A 20158-nucleotide genomic window follows, 5' to 3' on the forward strand; every position below is an offset into this window, starting at 1 on the left:
TAGTGTTCTCCATTTAAGTAAGTAATCATAAACATAATATAAGTAGTATATTAGCTTAAGATATCTAATATACTAACGAATATGAAAATAAAGAACTAAATCTTTAATTTAAACAATTTTATATAAAAATTTGCCCAAATTTGTACATGGAAAATATTACGAATTAAAGAGTTTGTAATTTCCTATAAATTACAATAAAAATTAACATCACAAAATTCATATTAATTTAGTGATAAATTTGGTTAATTTAAAGGAATTCTTACAATTTTTATAGAATATTAATAACAGCTAGGAGTGTTAATATGAAAAAACCTTTATATAATAGAGTAGTTCTAAAAATAAGTGGTGAAGCTTTAAAAGGTGAAAAGGGTTTTGGTTTAGACGAAGTCACTATTTTGGACATAGCACAGCAAATAAAAGGATTACAGGAATTAAACGTAGAAGTAGCTATAGTAGTAGGAGGAGGAAATTTTTGGAGAGGTAGAAGCAGTAAAGATATGGATAGAACAACAGCAGACTATATGGGTATGCTAGCAACTGTTATTAATGCTTTAGCTTTACAGGATGCATTGGAAAGAATGGATGTCCTTACTAGAGTACAAACTGCAATCGAAATGAGACAAATTGCTGAACCTTACATTAGAAGAAGAGCTGTAAGGCATTTAGAAAAAGGAAGAGTAGTAATATTTGCTGCTGGAACAGGGAATCCATACTTCTCAACAGATACAACTGCTGCATTAAGAGCGGCTGAGATCGAGGCAGATGTTATTTTATTAGCAAAAAAAGGCATCGATGGAGTATATGACTCAGATCCAATGGAGAATCCTAATGCTCAAAAATTTGATAAATTAAACTATAAAGATGTATTAAATCTAGAATTAGGCGTTATGGATTCAACCGCTGCATCTTTATGTAAAGATAATAAAATACCAATCATTGTTTTTGGCATTGAAGAAAGCAATAATATTGTAAAAGTTGTAATGGGTGAAAAAATTGGTACTCAATTAAATTAAGGAGGTTTAATTTATGTATTTAGAAGTTCATCAAGAAATAGAAGAAAAAATGAAAAAGACTATTAAGGTTTTAAAAGACGATATTAGTAGCATCAGAGCTGGAAGAGCAAATACAGCATTGTTAGATAGAATAACTGTTAAATATTATGGTGTAGATACTCCTTTAAAACAAGTAGCTAATATTTCTGCGCCAGAACCTAGATTGCTTGTTGTACATCCTTATGATCCAAGTATTATTAGTGAAATTGAAAAATCTATACAAAAATCAGATTTAGGAATAAACCCATCAAATGACGGCAAAATTATTAGATTAGCTATACCGCAATTAACAGAAGAAAGAAGAAAAGATTTAACAAAAGTTCTTAAAAAAATAAGTGAAAGTGCAAAAGTTGCTTTAAGAAATGAAAGAAGACATGCTAATGATATACTTAAAAAAATGAATAAAAATGGTGATATTACAGAAGATGATTTGAAAAAAGCTGAAGATGAAGTACAAAAGCTTACTGATCAACATATTAAAAAAGTAGACGAATTAACTGAAAAGAAAAAAGAAGAATTAATGGAGGTTTAGCCTGTTTTGAATTATTTAGTGGGGCTTTGCTTGGAAGAAGCATTATCTAAAATTAATAAAAATCAATATACAATTGAAATTAAATATACTAAAGGTTTGAATAATAAATTTTTAAGTGAACTTAATGAAGCTCGCGTTGTTAAGGTAGATTATTATGATGATGTAGCATCAATTTTAGTTTGTGATTTTTAATCCCCTTCTCTCCAGAGGGGGATTTAGATTTACTGGAGGTAGGCATGGATAAAAATGTTAAAATACAAGAGTTGAAGAAAAAAGTGTTAAGTAGAGAATTGCCTGAACATATTGCTATAACTATGGATGGCAATGGTAGATGGGCTAAAAAAAGGTTTTTACCTAGAACTGTTGGGCATAAAGAAGGTGTAAATGCGTTAAAAAGAATAGTTGAAGTTTGTGGAGATATAAAACTAAAATATTTAACGGTATTTGCCTTTTCAACAGAAAATTGGAAAAGACCAGAGGATGAGGTCAATTATTTATTAAAGCTATTAAGAGAATTCCTAAAGAGTGAATTAAACACTTTGCATAAAAATAGAGTTAAGATTAATATTTGGGGAGATACTAGTGTATTTAGTGATATAATTCAAGAAGAACTCCAATATGCAGTTGAAAAAACAAGAGATAATGATAAACTTATATTAAATTTAGCATTAAATTACGGTGGTAAAGCTGATATAATTAAAGCATGTAAAGAACTTTATCATTCAATAGCAAAAGGTGAAATAAATATAGATGATATAGATGAAGAACTTTTTTCAAAATCTCTTTATAGTAAAGGACAACCTGATCCTAACATATTAATTAGAACTGGTGGAGATTATAGAATAAGTAATTTTTTATTGTACCAAAGTGCATATACTGAATTATGGTTTTCAGATGTTTATTGGCCTTCATTTGATGAGGAACTTTTATATCAAGCTATATTAGATTATAATAATAGAGATAGACGCTTTGGAGGAGTATAAAAAAGAGATATGAGTAAAATAAGTTGCTTATAGTCACATTCGAATTTTAGTTACATCCAAGAGTTAAATTACATGTATAATTTTAATATGTGAGTAATTTAATAATAAAGAAAACAAATCAAAAACGTAATAATGCAAGTTTTTTATTGAATATTAACTAGATAAGGTGGGATAAAATGAAGACAAGAATAATTAGTGCGGCGGTATTAGTAGCAATATTACTAATCTTTCTATATGTAGGCAATATTTATTTAAATATTGGTATATCAGTTATATGTTTTATAGGATTATATGAATTTCAAAAAGTAGTAGAAGCATATAAACTAAAACCTTTTAGAGTAACAAATTATATAACTGCAGCAATATATTTATCATTACTTATAATTTTGCCAAAAGATAAATATAGTATAGTATTACAAGCAACAGTAGTTTTGTATACTTTAGTTTTACTAACTATATTTTTATTTAAAGATGATACAAAGCCAGCTGATATTGGTATAAACTTGATGACAATTGTTTATGTTGTGTTCACTTTATCTCATATGATATTCTTAAATGGAAGTATATATATTTGGTTAATTTTTATTACAGCTTGGTCTACAGATACATGTGCATATTTTATTGGTGTATTTTTCGGTAAGAGGAAATTATGTCCTAAGCTAAGTCCTAAAAAGACAATAGGAGGTTCTATAGCAGGAATATTAGGTTGCATAATAAGTTCTATGATTTTTGGTTATATATTCAAGACTGGAAATATACTACAATTAGGGCTATTAGGATTATTTTGTTCTATATTTGCACAGGTTGGTGACATATGTGCTTCAAAATTTAAAAGAGTTGCTGGCATAAAGGATTATGGAAATCTAATGCCGGGACATGGAGGAATATTAGATAGATTTGACAGTATCATATTTACTGCACCAATTGTTTATTATTTCACTTTGTTTATAATTTAAATTATAAATAAAGTGGTAAGAAAATTAGTAAAAAACATATTCTTAGTGCAAATAAAGTAATAATGAAAGATAACTTAGAATTGAAGGAGAAAATAATGAAGAAAAAAATTAGTATATTGGGTTCTACAGGATCGATAGGAACTCAAGCATTGGATGTAATAAGGAATTCAAAAGATTTTGAAGTGACAGCTCTAACAGCTAATAGTAATATAGATTTACTTGAAAAACAAATAATGGAATTCAAACCCAAATTAGTTGCTGTAGCAGATAATAAAAAAGCTTTAGAATTAAAAAAAAGAATGAATTTATATGATGTTGAAATACTTGCTGGTATGGAAGGGTTACTAGCTGCTGCGAGAGAAGAAGAGTGTGAAATAGTTATATCATCAATAGTTGGAATGGTAGGGTTAAAGCCTACTCTTGAAGCTATAAAACATAAAAAAACAATAGCATTAGCTAACAAAGAAACTTTAGTAACTGCTGGGAAACTAGTAATTGAGGAAGCTAAAAAGAACAAAGTAAATATAATTCCACTGGATAGTGAACATTCAGCTATATTTCAATCTCTATTATCAGGAAAACAGAATGAATTAAACAGAATAATACTAACTGCATCTGGAGGACCATTTAGGGGTAAGAATAAAGATCAATTAAACAATGTTACATTTAGAGATGCTCTTAAACATCCAAACTGGTCAATGGGAAGGAAAATAAGCATAGATTCAGCTACATTAATGAATAAAGGTTTAGAAGTTATTGAGGCTAAATGGTTATTTGATGTTGATATAGAAAACATTGATGTGGTTGTACATCCTCAAAGTATAATACATTCTATGGTTGAATTTGTGGATGGTAGTATCATAGCACAATTAGGACCAACTGATATGCGAATACCAATACAATATGCATTGACATATCCACAGAGGAAGCAGAATAATGTAAAGAAACTGGATTTTTCACAAATAAAAGCACTTACATTTGAGCAGCCGGATATGGATACATTCCCATGTTTAAAACTAGCCATTAATGCTCTGAAGGCTGGAGGAACAATGACAGCAGTATTAAATGCAGCTAATGAGGAAATAGTAAAATTATTTTTAAATGAAAAAATTAAATTTAACGACATACCAATGTATATTCAAAGAGTAATGCAGTATCATAATAATATAATCAATCCAACACTTGAAGATATATTGCAGTCTGATAAATGGGCTAGAGAGTATATAATAGCACAATTTTAAATAAAGGTGGTGGTAATTTTGCCAATTACAACAATATTAGCTGCTATATTTGTATTTTTATTAGTAGTTGTATTTCATGAATTTGGTCATTTTACTGTAGCGAAGTTAGTAGGTATTAAAGTACATGAATTTTCAGTAGGTATGGGACCAAAGATTTTCGGCAAAAGAAAAGGAGAAACCCAATACTCAATAAGAGCCTTACCAATAGGTGGTTATGTGAAAATGGAAGGTGAGGATGAAGAGTCAAAGGATGCTAGAAGCTTTAGTAATAAATCAATTCCAGCAAGAATGGCAGTTTTAGCAGCTGGAGCGATTATGAATTTTGTTTTAGCGATATTGTTGTTTTGCATAATAGCGTACTCAGTTGGTGATATGACAACAACTATAGGTAAAGTTATACCTGGTCAACCTGCATATGAAGCGGGTATAGAAGCTGGAGATAAAATAGTGGCTATATATGGAGCAGAGGTAAATTCTTGGCAAGAAGTAACAGATGCAATAAACAAAAGTGAAAATAAACAAATAGATTTAACATTAGAGAGAAATGGAAATAGGATTAAAAAGACAATAATTCCAGCTTATAATGAAGAAGCAAAAAGATATATGATAGGAATAGAAACTAAACAAGAAAGATCAATTGTAAAATCTGTAAAACGTGGTTTTACTGACACGTTTAATATTCTTGGACAAATGTTTGATTTTTTGGGGAAACTTTTCGCAGGACAGGTAGGAAGTAAAGATGTAGCTGGTCCCGTTGGTATAATAAAAATGGTTGGTCAAGCTGCAAGTTATGGGTTCATACCAGTACTATTTTTTGCAGGATTAATAAGTGTGAATTTAGGATTCTTCAACTTATTACCAATACCAGCACTTGATGGAGGTAGGATAATATTTCTAATAATAGAAGCTTTAAGAGGAAAACCAATTAGTGCAGAAAAAGAAGGTATAGTTCATTTTATAGGTTTTGTATTCTTGATGCTTATTATGGTTGCTGTAACATATAAAGATATAATATATTAAACCCTGATTATTCGTATAACTTTGAATAATATGGGTTAATTATTCACCAAAGGTTATTATAGAAAATTTTGCAATACGAGGTGATATCATGAGAAGGAAGACACATAATGTTTTTGTAGGCGATGTAGGAGTTGGAAGCGACCATAAGGTTACAGTTCAATCTATGACTAATACAGACACGAAAAATAAAGAAGCTACAATCAATCAAATAAAAGAGTTAGAAGCAGTAGGATGTGATATTGTTAGGATAGCAGTTCCAGACATGGAAGCTGCTATTGCTGTTGAACAAATAAAAAAAGCAATCAATATACCTTTAGTAGCAGATATACACTTTGATTATAGATTAGCTATTGAGTGTGTAAAAAATGGAATAGATGCATTAAGAATAAATCCTGGTAATATTGGTTCTAAAGAAAGAGTTTTAGAAGTTATAAAAGCGTGTAAATATCATAATGTTCCCATACGGATAGGAGTAAACTCAGGTTCAGTAAAAAAAGAATATCTACAAAAATATAATGGAGTAAATGTAGATTCACTGGTTGAAAGTGCATTAGAGCATGTTAGAATTTTAGAAGAAAATAACTTTTATGACACAGTTATTTCTGTCAAATCAAGCGATGTTAGACTTTGTGTAGAATCTTACAGAAAGATAGCAAAAGAGACGCAATACCCATTACATATAGGTGTTACAGAAACAGGCACCGTATTTAATGGAACAATAAAATCTTCTATAGGTATTGGGAGTTTATTGTTAGATGGTATAGGTGATACTATTAGAGTTTCTTTAACTGGTGATCCTGTAGAAGAAGTAATGGTAGGAAAACAAATTTTGAGAGCAACAGGTATACTAAACGATGAAGTTGATATTATCTCATGTCCTACCTGTGGCAGAACTCAGATTGATTTAATTTCTATTGCTACTGAGGTTGAGAATCGACTTAAAAGCCTACATAAGCCTCTTAAGGTTGCTGTCATGGGTTGTGTCGTTAATGGTCCTGGTGAAGCTAAAGAAGCTGATTATGGCTTAGCAGGAGGCAAAGGCGAAGGAATTATCTTCAAAAAAGGAAAGATAGTAAAAAAAGTTAAAGAAGAATCATTAGTAGATGAATTAATAGAAACAATTAATAGGGATTTATTATAGTTTAAAAGTATCAGACTAGACTTTTGTCTAGTCTATATTTATAATATAATAAGATATCCATTTGTGATGTGACTTTTAGTACATGTATAAAAATTTATGGTAGTTAAGAAATTTTTACTATAGAAATAAGCTTGAAATCGACTAATACCCAAGATTTAAAGGGGGAGAATTATGCTTTTTAAAGAATTGTTAGATACATTCAACATAACTTCAAATGATGATATTAATAGTATGATAATTAATAAGGTTGTATTAGAAGATAATACTAAAAATTTAACTATAGAACTTAAAACTACAAAAATTATTGATTATAAGATGTTTGATGAAGTAATAATTAATATTAGAGAAAATTTAAAAGAATATAATAAAATAAAATTCAAGTTGAATAATACTCAAGTTGTTGAAGATAATCAAGAGTTAGTTAAAAATTGTTGGAGTAACATAAGTTACTTACTAAAAAGAAATTTAAAACATGCTACTGTATGGATTGATGAGCTTATATGGGAAGTAAAGGAGGACAAGCTATTTATTAAAACTGACAATCAATTAGTATTACTTCCAAGTAATATGATGAGAATAAAAAATACAATTGAGAGCATGTTTGTTGATGAATTTGATCTTAGTTTAAATGTACAAGTAATTAATATCGGAACAAATAATATTAAAGAACATGAAAAGATATTAGCTGATGAAGAAAAGAAATTAATAAAAAATATAAATACTGTTACAAATGAAGCTATTAGTACCCAAGGACAAAACAAAAATACAAATAGTATTAAAAATAGTAAAGGTTCTAATTCTAATGTAATATATGGAAAGAAAACACAAGATGATATTATTAAAATATCTGAAATAAATACTGATTCAGGTAGAGTTACTGTTAAAGGCGAAATATTTAGACTTGAATCAAGAGAATTGAAGGACAATAAAAAGAAATTATATATTTTTGACGTGACAGATTATTCAAATTCAATTACTGTAAAAGTATTTGCAAACAAAACTCAACAAGAAGGTTTAGAAGAAAATTTAAATAAAGGGATGGGTGTAATAGTAACAGGGGATTCAATATATGATACTTTTTCAAGAGAAGTTGTTATAATGGCTAGGCATTTAGAAAAATGTAATTTTAATATAATTACTCAAGATAAAGCAGATGTAAAAAGAGTAGAACTTCATTTACATAGTAGAATGAGTGATATGGATGGTATGTCAGGCTTTAAGGATTTAGCAAAGAGAGCAAAGGATTGGGGTCATAAAGCAATAGCAATAACAGATCATGGAGTAGTACAAAGCTTTCCTGAAGCATTAGATGCATCAAGAAAATATGGTATGAAAATTTTGTATGGTATGGAAGGATATTTATTTAATGATAGTTTACCAAGTGTTATAAACACAAAAGATCAAGAAGTTAACTGTGATTATGTAGTATTTGATATAGAGACTACAGGTTTATCTTCTATAAATGATAAAATAACTGAAATAGGTGCAGTGAAAATATCAAACAATAAAATAGTGGAAAAATATAATCAGCTTGTAAATCCAGAGAAAAACATACCAATTAAAATACAAGAGTTAACAGGTATAACAAACGATATGGTACAAAACAAATCTACAATAGAAGAAGTACTACCCCAATTTTTAGATTTTGTTGGTAATGCTGTATTAGTAGCACATAATGCAAATTTTGATGTAGGGTTTATAAAACAAAATTGTAACAGATTAAACATAGAATTCGATTATACTTATTTAGATACATTACAGTTAAGTAGACAATTATTAACGGAATTAAAATCTCATAAACTAAATAAATTAGCCAAACATTTCAAAGTAAGTCTTGAAAATCATCATAGAGCTTCTGATGATGCACAGGCTACTGCTGAAATATTCTTAAAACTATTAGAAATGGTTGTAGAAAAAAGTGCAGTTAAGCTTGAAGATATTAATTCTTTATTTAATAAAGATATTAACTATAAGTCAGGTAAGACTCATCACATATTAATACTTGCAAAAAACTATGTAGGTTTAAAGAATTTGTACAAGCTTGTATCTGAATCTCATATTAATTTTTTCTATAGAAAACCTAGGATACCTAAATCTATTCTAACAAAATATAAAGAAGGCTTAATACTGGGAACAGCTTGTGAAGCTGGAGAGTTCTATAAAGCAATAATGGATAACAAAAGTGAAAATGAATTAAGAAAGATAATAGACTTTTATGACTTTTTGGAAATACAGCCAGTAGGAAATAATGAGTTTATGGTTAGACAAGGAATAGTAAAAGATTATGACGAGTTGAGAGATATTAACAAAAAAATATATGATTTAGGCAGGAAATATAATAAACCTGTTGTAGCAACTGGTGATGTACATTTTCTAGATCCAAAAGATGAGATATACAGACGTATACTAATGAGTGGAAAAGGCTTTGATGATGCAGATAATCAGCCACCACTTTATTTTAAAACTACAGATGAAATGCTTGAAGAATTTAAATATTTAGGCAAAGACTCAGCTTATGAAGTTGTAGTAGAAAACACGAATTTAATAGCTGACATGGTTGAAGAGATTTTACCAATACCTGATGGTACTTTTCCACCTATTATAGATGGAGCTGATGAAGAATTATATGAAATAACAAACAAAAAAGCAAAAGAGATATATGGTGAACCATTGCCAGAAATCGTTAAAGATAGGTTAGATAGAGAACTTAATTCTATCATAAAAAATGGATATGCAGTATTGTATATTATTGCGGAGAAATTAGTTAAAAAATCATTAAGTGATGGTTATTTAGTTGGTTCAAGAGGTTCAGTTGGTTCTTCCTTTGTAGCTACAATGAGTGATATAACTGAGGTTAATCCGCTGCCAGCACACTATATTTGTCCTAAATGTAAACACAGTGAGTTTATATTAGATGGCAGCTATTCAAGTGGTGTTGATATGCCTGATAAAAAATGTCCTGAGTGTGGCAATGATTATATAAAAGAAGGACATGATATTCCATTTGAGACATTTTTAGGGTTCGAAGGAGATAAAGAACCTGATATAGATTTAAACTTTGCAGGTGAATATCAGCCAACTGCGCATCATTATGTAGAAGAATTGTTTGGAGAAGGACATGTTTATAGAGCTGGTACAATAGGTACAATAGCAGAAAAGACGGCATATGGATTTGTAAAAAAATACTTTAGTGAGAGAGATATGATTGTAAATAATGCAGAAACCAATAGATTGACATTGGGTTGTACGGGTGTTAAAAGGACTACAGGACAGCACCCGGGCGGAGTAATGGTAGTACCAAGAGATAAGGATGTACATGATTTTTCTCCTATTCAGTATCCAGCAAATGATAAAAAATCTGGTGTTATAACAATGCACTTTGATTATCATTCCATTAGTGGTAGGATATTAAAACTTGATATACTAGGACACGATACACCTTCAATAATAAGAATGTTAGAGGATTTAACGGGAGTAGATGCTCAAAGTATAGCACTAGAGGATAAAGAAACTATGGCATTGTTTACTTCAACTAAATCTTTAGGTGTTACTGAGGAAGATATAAACTGTAAAGTTGGTACGTATGGCGTACCTGAATTTGGTACTAAGTTTGTTAGACAAATGCTACTTGATACTATGCCTACTACTTTTGATGAATTAGTCAGAATAAGTGGTTTATCACATGGTACTGATGTTTGGCTTAACAATGCACAAGAGCTAATAAGAGCAGGAGTAACAACGCTGAAAAGTGCTATTGCTACAAGAGATGATATAATGACATATCTTATTCATAGAGATTTAGAAAAGAAAAGATCGTTTACTATTATGGAAAAGGTAAGAAAAGGGAAAGGCTTAACAGAAGATGATGAAAAGTACATGAGAGAGAAGAAAATTCCAGAATGGTATATAGAATCTTGTAAAAAAATAAAATACATGTTTCCAAAAGCTCATGCAGTTGCATATGTAATGATGTCTTTTAGAATAGCGTATTTTAAAGTTCATTATCCACAGGCTTTTTATGCTACTTATTTTACAACTAAAGCAGTTGATTTTGATACACATCTGATAGTACAAGGTATAGAAGTAGTAAAAGATACAATAAAACAATTGGAAGAGTTAGGAAACAACAAGACAGCTAAAGAGAAAAATTTATTGACAGTATTAGAAGTGGTTTTAGAGATGTATGCTAGAGGATTTAAACTTAAAAAAGTTGATTTATATAAATCTGATAGTGATAAATTTTTACTAGAAAATGGAGTAATAATACCTCCTCTCAAATCTTTACAGGGTGTTGGTGAAAATGCAGCTAGAAGTATAGTTAATGAAAGAAAAAAGGGTGAATTTATATCTATAGAGGATTTAGTTAATAGAGCTAAGATTAATAAAACTTCTGTAGAAGCATTAAGAATACATGGTTGTTTAGATGGAATGTATGAAAGAAATCAAATAAGTTTATTTTAATATTTGATTTTTAATACAAAATATGTTATTATTAATATTGAACATATTAAAAATTACGAAAGGAGTGGGAAAAACCCACTCCTTAATTTTGTAATCTACAGGGAATTAGAAAAATTCCCGTAAGATTTTAACAAAATTAACAATACCTTTTTTGATAGAAAATTTTGTTATAATGCATAGCAAATTATAAACCTTATAAATAATATAAATATAATTTACGTAATGCATTTCAACAAAATCAACAACGTTTTTTTTAAGATAGAAGATTTTTGTTATAATGCATAGTAAATTATATACATCATAAATAATATAAATATAATTTACGTAATGCATTTCAACAAAATCAACAACGTTTTTTTAAGATAGAAGATTTTGTTATAATATATTTCGCAAATTATGAACAGCATAAAAGAAAATTATTATATGAAATATATAATTTTTGAAATTTCTTAAATAGTTACCATTAAAAGCAAATTACATAATAAATAAGTGTAATCATAATTTTAGTAATTTATTATAAAAAATATGCTATAAAGCTAAATAGATGAAAATTATGATTATAAATATAATTTGACTAATGTTCAGGAATAATTAAAATTGACTGTAATATTTTTATTACATAGAAGAATTATAGAATGAGAGTTAAGCAATTTATTGTCATAAGTGTTTATAATACACTTTAGTAACTACTTGTAGATTTTGTGAGATTATTATTATTATGAATAACACTAGTTTTTTATGAAAAAATAAGTATATTATATTGGAGGTGAATTTATGAATAAAAAAAGTATTATTGAGTTAGTTAAAAAAATAGTTAAAGATATTTTGTTAAATACTGAATTTTATTTAGTAGATGTAGAATTCGCAAAAGAAGGTATTCATACCTATCTTAGAGTTTTTGCAGATAAACCGGGCGGAATAAGCTTAGATGATTGTCAATATATAAGTCAGAAATTAAGTGCTATATTAGATGAGAAGGACCCGATAGAGGAAAATTATTTCTTAGAAGTATCTTCACCAGGTATAGATAGACCTTTTAAAACTGATGAAGATTTTGAAAGAAATTTAAATGAATATGTTGAAATTAGTTTATATAAAGCTATTGATGGTAGTAAGAAGTTTATGGGAAAACTACTTGATTATAATGATACTGTTGTTACAATACAGGAGGACGATAGCGAGCCACTTGTAATACAAAGAGATCAAATATCAAAAATAAATTTAGCAATATTGATTTAAAAGGGAGGTCTTGGTGAAATGAGAGCTGAGTTTATTCAAGCCTTGGATGAAATAGAAAAGCAAAAAGGCATATCAAAGGACATATTAATAAATGCCATTGAAGCTGCATTAATTACTGCATATAAAAGGAATTTTGGATCTTCTAGTAATGTTGAAGTATTTATCAATAATGAAACTGGAGATGTAAAAGTTTATGCAAAAAAAGTAGTTGTTGATGAGGTAGAAGATGATTTATTAGAAATTTCTCTTAGCAAAGCTAAAGAGATGGATAGCAAATATGAATTAGAAGATGTTGTGAACATCGAAGTAACACCAAGAAATTTTGGTAGAATAGCAGCACAAACTGCTAAACAAGTTGTGGTTCAAAGAATAAGAGAAGCAGAAAGAGAAATAATTTATGATTATTTCATTAATAGAGAGACAGAAATAATAACAGGTACTGTACAGAGGGTTAATAAAAATAATGTTATGATTAATTTAGGTAAAATAGAAGGTGTACTTTTACCTAGTGAACAAATAAAAAATGAAGTGTATAAACAGGGAGATAGAATAAAAGCATATGTTTTAGAGGTTAAAAAAACAACCAAAGGGCCTCAGATATTACTATCTAGAACACATCCAGGTTTTGTTAGAAGATTATTCGAACTTGAAGTACCTGAAATACATGATGGTATAGTAGATATATATAGCATATCTAGAGAAGCTGGTTCAAGAACCAAAATAGCTGTATATTCTAATGATGATAGTGTAGATTCTGTTGGAGCTTGTGTTGGACACAAAGGTTTAAGAGTTAAATCTATAGTAGACGAATTAAGAGGAGAAAAAATTGATATAATAACTTGGAGTAAAGATATAACAGAATTTATAACAAATAGTTTAAGTCCAGCTAAGGTAGTTAGTGTTAGTATTATAGATGAAAATGAAAGATCTGCATTAGTAGTAGTACCAGATTATCAGCTATCATTAGCTATTGGTAAAGAGGGTCAAAATGCTAGATTGGCCGCTAAGCTAACTGGTTGGAAGATTGATATTAAAAGTGAAAGTCAAATAAATGATATTGAGTAGATGGAGTGTTGCTTGTGAGAAAAAGAAAAACACCTCTAAGAAAATGTGTTATTTGTGGAGAAAGAAAAGATAAAAGAGATCTAATTAGAGTAGTTAAAAACAAAGAAAATGAAGTATTTATAGATTTAAGTGGAAAAGCAAACGGTAGAGGAGCATATATATGTAAAAGTATAGAATGCCTAGAAAAAGAATTAAAATCAAAAAGATTAAAAAATACTTTAAGTATTGATATACCAGCGGATACTTATGACCAGTTAAGAAAGGTGATAGAGGATGAACAATAAGTTTTATTCTATGCTTGGGATAGGAAAAAAAGCAGGGTATATAAAAGCTGGTGAAACTCCATGTGTAGATTCCATAAAAAAAGGAAAGGGCTATTTGCTAATAATAGCAGAAGATGCTTCGGATAACACAAAGAAGAAATTCACAAACCTTTCAGATAAAAACAATTTGTCATATCACATTGTTGGCAGTAAGGAATTAATTGGACGTAGCATTGGTAAAGAATTGATATCAACTATAGTAGTATGTAACAAGCAATTTTCTTCAGTGTTAGAAGATTTATTATAGAAAAGATATCGCCTTAAAAATTTAGGGGGTGAACGTATAGTATGACCAAAAAAAGAATTTATCAAATTGCAAAAGAATTAGACATTAGTAGTAAAAAGTTAATAAGTCAATTAAAAGAAGTAGATGTTGAAGTAAATAATCATATGAGTACGGTAGATGATGAGCTAGCTAAGATAATAGAAGAACTTTTCAGTAAAAAAACTGATACATCAGAACAACAAAAACAAAAAGAAGAAGAGGTTGAAGAAATCAAAAAAGAAGAAAAAGTTAAAAAAGTTAAAAAGAATGAAAAAGCTGAAGAAAAGAAAAATGAAGATAATTCAGAGGATAAAAAGATAGAAATAGATGGAACAATAATCGTAAAAGATTTTGCTGAGAAATTAAGTATAAGCTCAACACAACTTATTTCAAAATTGATGTCATTAGGAGTTATGGCTAGTGTTAATCAAGAAATTGATTTAGATACAGCTTCTATCATTGGTGAAGAGTATGGATTTAATGTAGTAAGCATTGAAATAGACGAAGATGATACTGATGATCTTGACTTTGAAGATGATGAAAAAGATTTAAAACCACGTTCTCCAGTTGTAACAGTTATGGGGCACGTTGACCACGGAAAAACTTCATTATTAGACTATATTAGAAACTCTCATATAGCAAACAAAGAAGCGGGTGGAATAACTCAGCATATCGGTGCTTCAACAGTTAGAATAAATAACAAAAAGATTGTATTTTTAGATACTCCAGGGCATGAAGCTTTTACTTCTATGAGAGCTAGAGGAGCACAAATAACTGATATAGCTATATTGGTTGTTGCAGCGGATGATGGAGTTATGCCACAAACTATAGAAGCCATTAATCATGCTAAAGCAGCTGGCGTTCCTATTATTGTAGCTGTTAATAAAATAGATAAAATAAATGCAAATCCAGATAGAGTAAAACAAGAGCTAACAGAGCAGGGTCTAGTACCAGAAGATTGGGGCGGGGATACTATAATGGTTCCAGTTTCAGCTTTAAAAGGAGAAGGCGTTGATGAATTATTAGAAATGGTTACTTTAGTTGCTGAAATGTTAGAGCTTAAAGCTAATCCAAACAGAAGAGCAGTTGGTACAGTAATTGAGGCTGAATTAAATAAAGGTAAAGGTTCAGTAGCTACAGTACTTGTTCAAAAAGGAACATTAAAAGTATCTGATGCTTTTATAGCTGGTACAGCTAGTGGTAAAATTAGAGCTATGCTTGATGAAAAAGGTAAAAAAGTAAAGAAAGCGGGCCCATCTACTGCAGTTGAGATTATGGGTATTTCAGAAGTTCCTGGTGCAGGCGAACTTTTCTATGTTGTAGAAAATGAGAAAAAGGCTAGAGATATAAGTGAAAAGAGAAGACAAAAAATCAGAGATGAAAGAAATAAGTCTAGACAAGTAGTTTCATTAGATGATTTGTTTGATCAAATAAAATCGGGGAATATTAAAGATTTAAATATAATCTTAAAAGCTGATGTAAGAGGTTCTATAGAAGCAGTAAGACAATCGTTAGAAAAACTGAGCAATGAAGAGGTACAAGTAAAAATTATTCATGGTGGAGTTGGAGCGATAACAGAGAGTGATGTAATGTTGGCATCTGCTTCAAATGCTATAGTAATTGGTTTTAATGTTAGACCAACAGTATCAGCTATTAATTTAGGAAATAAAGAAAATGTAGATATTAGAACATACAGAATAATTTATAAAGCTATAGAAGATATACAAGATGCTATAAATGGTATGCTTGAGCCGGAATTTAAAGAAGTTGTTACAGGTAGAGCAGAAATAAGAGCAACATTTAAAGTTCCTAATTTTGGTTTAATTGCTGGTGTTTATGTGACTAATGGAAAGATAGTTAGAAATGCTAATCTAAGACTTTTAAGAGACAATGTAGTTGTATACGAAGGAGAAATAGGATCACTTAAAAGATATAAAGATGATGTAAAAGAGTTAGCTACAGGTTATGAAGGTGGAGTTGGCATTAAAAACTTTAATGATGTTAAAGAAGGAGATGTCATAGAAGCATTTGTAATGGAGGAAGTTAAAAGAAAATAGAATATAAAGAATAAGACGCATACGATTAAGTGAGGTGAACTTACTATGAGTTCAAAGAGGTTAGGTAGAATTTCAGAAGAGATAAAAAAAATAATAAGCAGTTTAATAAGAAATGAATTGAAAGATCCCAGAATAGCTCCAATGACTAGTATTATGGAAGTTTCAGTTACAAAAGATATGAGATATGCAAAAGTATATATTTCTGTTTATGGAAGTGACAAGGAGAAAAATGATACAATAATTGCACTTCAGAAGGCTGCTGGTTTTATAAGAAAAGAAGTAGGTAGAGAGATAAAGCTTAAATATATACCACAAATAGAATTTGCATTAGATACCTCCATAGAGAATGGTATTTACATGAATCAATTAATTGAAAAGGTAAAAAAACAAGAGAGTGAAAAAAATGAATTTTAAAGAAAATGTTAACCTTTTAAAAATTAAATTAGATAAAGCGAGTAAAATAGGTATCATATCTCATATAAAACCTGACGGCGATAATTTAGGTTCATTGTTCTCGCTTGGAACAGTATTGAAAAGACAATATGGTGATAAAATAGATATACTTAAAAGCGATAATATACCAGATAAATATAATTTTTTATCCAATTATAATAAAGCGATAGAACCTAACAAAGATACAAACTATGATGTTGTGATAGTTTTAGACTGTGGTGATGAAAAAAGATTGGGCAAATATGAACATGTACTAAATGGTGCAGTAGTCGTTAATATTGACCATCACATAAGTAACAAAAGTTTTGGAGACATAAATTTTGTCTATAGTGATGCTAGTTCTACAGGTGAAATAGTTTATAAAATTTTAAAACAGATGAATATAAAAATTGATCAAGAAATAGCAACGTGTATTTATGTTGCTATTTCAACTGATACAGGAAGCTTTAAATATGATAACACAACAAAAGAAACACATGAAATAGCTGGTAAACTATTAGACTTAGGTATAGATTTAAACAATATTACAAAAAGGGTTTATCAAAGTATAAAACTAAATGATGCTTTGTATTTTATTAGAACTTTAAAAAATATAGAATTCTTTTATGATTATAGATTAGCTATTGTATGTAGTAGTAATGTTAATGGTTATAATAATCAAGATACCGAAGGAATAGTGGAATATGCTAGAGACATTGACACTGTAGAAGTAGCTTGTTTTATTAAAGAAATAGAGGAAAATAAAATTAAAGTTAGTTTGAGGTCTAAAAGTTATGTAGATGTAGCAAAGATAGCTGAAAAGTTTGATGGTGGTGGCCATGTTAGAGCAGCTGGATTTACATTATGTAATACAATTGACTGTGTAAAAGACAAAATAATACTTGAAATCGAAAAATATTTAGGGTGATATAATGGATGGAATAATAAATGTATTTAAACCCAGCGGTATGACTTCGCATGATGTAGTTAGTTTTATTCGAAAAAAAGCTTGTCAAAAGAAAGTAGGTCATACAGGAACATTAGACCCCAATGCTGTTGGCGTTCTCCCTATTTGCTTAGGAAGAGCAACTAAAATAGCACAATTTTTATCAGATGATAAAAAAAGTTATAGATGCGAGCTAATGTTAGGAAAGCAAACTGATACTCAAGACAGATATGGGAAAATAATAAAAACATCTGATAAAAAAGTAAATAAGGAAGAAATATATAACGCTATAAATAGTTTTAGAGGAGCTATTAAGCAAATACCACCCATGTATTCAGCACTAAAACATAATGGTAAAAAATTATATGAATTAGCCAGAGAAGGGAAAAACATAGAACTCAAAGCAAGGGATGTATTCATTTATAATATAGATATAGTCCATATAGGAGAACAAAGTGCTTTATTTGATGTAGAATGTTCCAAAGGGACATATATTAGATCATTATGTAATGATATTGGCGAAATTCTAGGAACTTTTGGATACATGAATTTTTTATTAAGGTCTAAAGTTGGTATATTTGATATAAATAGCGCCAAAACCGTTGAAGAAATTGATGAAATGGCACAAAAACATCAATTAGAATGTATTCTGAAACCAATAGATTATGCTCTTTATAATTTTGAAAAATTCATATTAAATGATATTCATTATAAACGAATAATAAATGGAGTTAAAATAATCCTTAATGATAGTAAATATGATATAAATAAATTATATAGAGTTTATTGTAGAGATACGTTTATTGGCATTGGTAAAATTGAAATAATTAATAATAGAAAATTATTAAAAATGCAAAAAGTTTTTATAAAAGGTGATTGATGTGCAGCTTTATATAAATGACAATATAAAAATAAATGAAAAAGTAGCCATAGCTTTAGGAAACTTCGATGGCTTACATATAGGACATCAAAGGTTAATAAAGATTATGAAAAACAAAAGTAAAGAACTTGATTTAAAAAGTATGGTTTTTACATTTTCAAATCATACTAAGTGCATACTAGATAAAGATTATAAGCCTGATTTACTGATGAATAATGAGCAAAAGGCTGAAGAAATTGAAAAGATGAATGTTGATTACTTATACATGATAGATTTTAGTAAAGATATAATGAAATTAACTCCAGAAGAATTTATTAAAAAGGTACTACTCAGTAGATTCAATATTGGACTAATAGTTGTAGGTTTTAATTATAGATTTGGTTATAAAGGACAAGGAGATATAGAGGTTCTTAAAAAATTATCAGAAAAATATGGCTTTGAAATAATAGTAGTTCCTCCTGTTAAATGTGATAGTGGATTAATAGTTAGTAGCACTTATATTAGAAAATTAATAAAAGATGGGAAAATAAATATTGCTAATATGTTATTAGGTAGAAATTTTAGTTTGCAAGGTAAAATAATAAAGGGCAAATGTCTAGGTAATAAGTTAGGATTTCCTACTGCTAATATAAAAATATCTAATATCATCATACCACGGTTAGGTGTCTATAAAACATCAGTTATATATGGTGAAAAAAGTTTTGATAGTATAACAAATGTCGGTATGACACCAACATTTGATGGACATGAAATAGTAGTAGAAACTCATTTAATAGATTTTAATAAGGATATTTATGGGGAAAATATAAAAGTGGAATTGTTAGATTTTATTAGACCCGAAAGAAAATTTAATGACATAGAAGAATTGATTAGCCAAGTCAAAAAAGATATAGTATGTATAAAAAAGTAAGACAAAGGATAAAAATATTAGATATCATGATAAACTTAATATAATTATTTAGGTTATATTAATTATCAGGGTTTACATTAATATTGGGTTGTGATAAAATAAATTGTGATTTCCTTTTGCTCTGTATTTTGTTACCTCGGCAGGTACATAGCTTAAGGTGTATAATAAATTTAGGAGGTATATTAATGATTGGTAAAGAAAAGAAATTAGAAATTATTGAGCAGTACAAAGTACACGAAGGAGATACTGGATCACCAGAAGTTCAAGTTGCTATATTAACTTATAGAATTAATGATTTAAATGAGCATTTAAAAGAACACAAAAAAGACCACCATTCAAGAAGAGGTTTATTGAAAATGGTTGGTAAAAGAAGAGGTTTATTAAACTACTTAAAAAATAAAGATATTGAAAGATATCGTGATCTAATAGCAAAACTTGGATTAAGAAAGTAATTTGGAGCGGGGATGTACCCGCTCTATTATTATAATTATTAAGAAAACTATGATATAATTACTAATGAATTTTATAAAAGTCAACTTTAATAATAATAAATAGTAGAAGACTTTTATATATCTATAAGGAATTATGAAATAATTTCTTTAAATAGATTAGAGCAAAGTCTACCTTATGATTTATTTAAATTGGAGAGTTCGTT

At 28.9% G+C, this 20158-nt stretch carries 19 protein-coding genes; all 19 read left to right on the forward strand.

The genetic code is table 11. The features are described from left to right. Positions 1-302 precede the first annotated feature (302 nt). The 19 genes from pyrH to rpsO all read left to right on the forward strand — a co-directional run bounded on the left by pyrH (position 303) and on the right by rpsO (position 19955). Positions 303-1013 (forward strand): UMP kinase, encoded by a 711-nt coding sequence (gene pyrH, locus AYC61_RS19935; RefSeq protein WP_066507404.1) that lies wholly within the window; start codon positions 303-305, stop codon positions 1011-1013. A gap of 13 nt (positions 1014-1026) precedes the next feature. After that, a complete protein-coding gene (frr, locus tag AYC61_RS19940; protein WP_066507407.1) occupies positions 1027-1584 on the forward strand; it encodes a ribosome recycling factor in 558 nt (185 codons plus the stop codon). 6 nt (positions 1585-1590) lie between these two features. Then, a complete protein-coding gene (locus AYC61_RS19945; protein WP_066507409.1) occupies positions 1591-1776 on the forward strand; it encodes a hypothetical protein in 186 nt (61 codons plus the stop codon). Between the two features lie 44 nt (positions 1777-1820). Further along, complete coding sequence (locus AYC61_RS19950) at positions 1821-2567, forward strand: isoprenyl transferase (RefSeq protein ID WP_066507411.1); 747 nt, start codon at positions 1821-1823, stop codon at positions 2565-2567. Positions 2568-2743: 176 nt separating this feature from the next. Further along, positions 2744-3523, forward strand: coding sequence for a phosphatidate cytidylyltransferase (locus AYC61_RS19955; protein WP_066507414.1), 780 nt, complete (start codon positions 2744-2746; stop codon positions 3521-3523). A 95-nt stretch (positions 3524-3618) separates the two neighbouring features. Continuing rightward, a complete protein-coding gene (locus tag AYC61_RS19960) occupies positions 3619-4764 on the forward strand; it encodes a 1-deoxy-D-xylulose-5-phosphate reductoisomerase (protein ID WP_066507422.1) in 1146 nt (381 codons plus the stop codon). A gap of 18 nt (positions 4765-4782) precedes the next feature. Next, positions 4783-5784, forward strand: coding sequence for an RIP metalloprotease RseP (gene rseP, locus AYC61_RS19965; RefSeq protein WP_242866851.1), 1002 nt, complete (start codon positions 4783-4785; stop codon positions 5782-5784). An 85-nt stretch (positions 5785-5869) separates the two neighbouring features. Next, positions 5870-6925, forward strand: a complete 1056-nt coding sequence (gene ispG, locus AYC61_RS19970; RefSeq protein ID WP_066507424.1) for a flavodoxin-dependent (E)-4-hydroxy-3-methylbut-2-enyl-diphosphate synthase — start codon at positions 5870-5872, stop codon at positions 6923-6925. Between the two features lie 171 nt (positions 6926-7096). Next, complete coding sequence (locus AYC61_RS19975; protein WP_082760089.1) at positions 7097-11386, forward strand: PolC-type DNA polymerase III; 4290 nt, start codon at positions 7097-7099, stop codon at positions 11384-11386. 774 nt (positions 11387-12160) lie between these two features. Beyond that, positions 12161-12625, forward strand: coding sequence for a ribosome maturation factor RimP (locus tag AYC61_RS19980; protein WP_066507426.1), 465 nt, complete (start codon positions 12161-12163; stop codon positions 12623-12625). An 18-nt stretch (positions 12626-12643) separates the two neighbouring features. After that, positions 12644-13690 carry a transcription termination factor NusA gene (nusA, locus tag AYC61_RS19985; RefSeq protein ID WP_066507428.1) on the forward strand — a complete coding sequence of 349 codons (1047 nt, stop codon included), beginning with the start codon at positions 12644-12646 and terminating at the stop codon, positions 13688-13690. 14 nt (positions 13691-13704) lie between these two features. Beyond that, positions 13705-13974: an RNase P modulator RnpM gene (rnpM, locus tag AYC61_RS19990; protein ID WP_066507431.1), complete on the forward strand. Its 270-nt coding sequence runs from the start codon at positions 13705-13707 to the stop codon at positions 13972-13974. Continuing rightward, a complete protein-coding gene (locus AYC61_RS19995; RefSeq protein ID WP_066507436.1) occupies positions 13964-14260 on the forward strand; it encodes a L7Ae/L30e/S12e/Gadd45 family ribosomal protein in 297 nt (98 codons plus the stop codon). The genes rnpM and AYC61_RS19995 overlap by 11 nt, the downstream gene beginning before the upstream one ends. A gap of 41 nt (positions 14261-14301) precedes the next feature. Further along, positions 14302-16335: a translation initiation factor IF-2 gene (gene infB, locus AYC61_RS20000; protein WP_066507439.1), complete on the forward strand. Its 2034-nt coding sequence runs from the start codon at positions 14302-14304 to the stop codon at positions 16333-16335. A gap of 45 nt (positions 16336-16380) precedes the next feature. Continuing rightward, on the forward strand, positions 16381-16749 hold the full coding sequence (gene rbfA, locus AYC61_RS20005; RefSeq protein ID WP_066507441.1) for a 30S ribosome-binding factor RbfA: 369 nt from the start codon (positions 16381-16383) through the stop codon (positions 16747-16749). Further along, on the forward strand, positions 16739-17695 hold the full coding sequence (locus AYC61_RS20010) for a DHH family phosphoesterase (protein ID WP_066507443.1): 957 nt from the start codon (positions 16739-16741) through the stop codon (positions 17693-17695). The genes rbfA and AYC61_RS20010 overlap by 11 nt, the downstream gene beginning before the upstream one ends. Before the next feature lie 4 nt (positions 17696-17699). Further along, complete coding sequence (gene truB / locus AYC61_RS20015) at positions 17700-18593, forward strand: tRNA pseudouridine(55) synthase TruB (protein WP_066507446.1); 894 nt, start codon at positions 17700-17702, stop codon at positions 18591-18593. 1 nt (position 18594) lies between these two features. Next, entirely contained in the window at positions 18595-19503 is a 909-nt protein-coding gene (locus AYC61_RS20020; protein ID WP_066507449.1) for a bifunctional riboflavin kinase/FAD synthetase, read from the forward strand. Positions 19504-19688: 185 nt separating this feature from the next. Further along, complete coding sequence (rpsO, locus tag AYC61_RS20025) at positions 19689-19955, forward strand: 30S ribosomal protein S15 (protein ID WP_066507450.1); 267 nt, start codon at positions 19689-19691, stop codon at positions 19953-19955. Positions 19956-20158 lie beyond the last annotated feature (203 nt).

Origin of the sequence: Abyssisolibacter fermentans, from assembly GCF_001559865.1 — a bacterium.
Lineage (GTDB): Bacteria > Bacillota > Clostridia > Tissierellales > MCWD3 > Abyssisolibacter > Abyssisolibacter fermentans.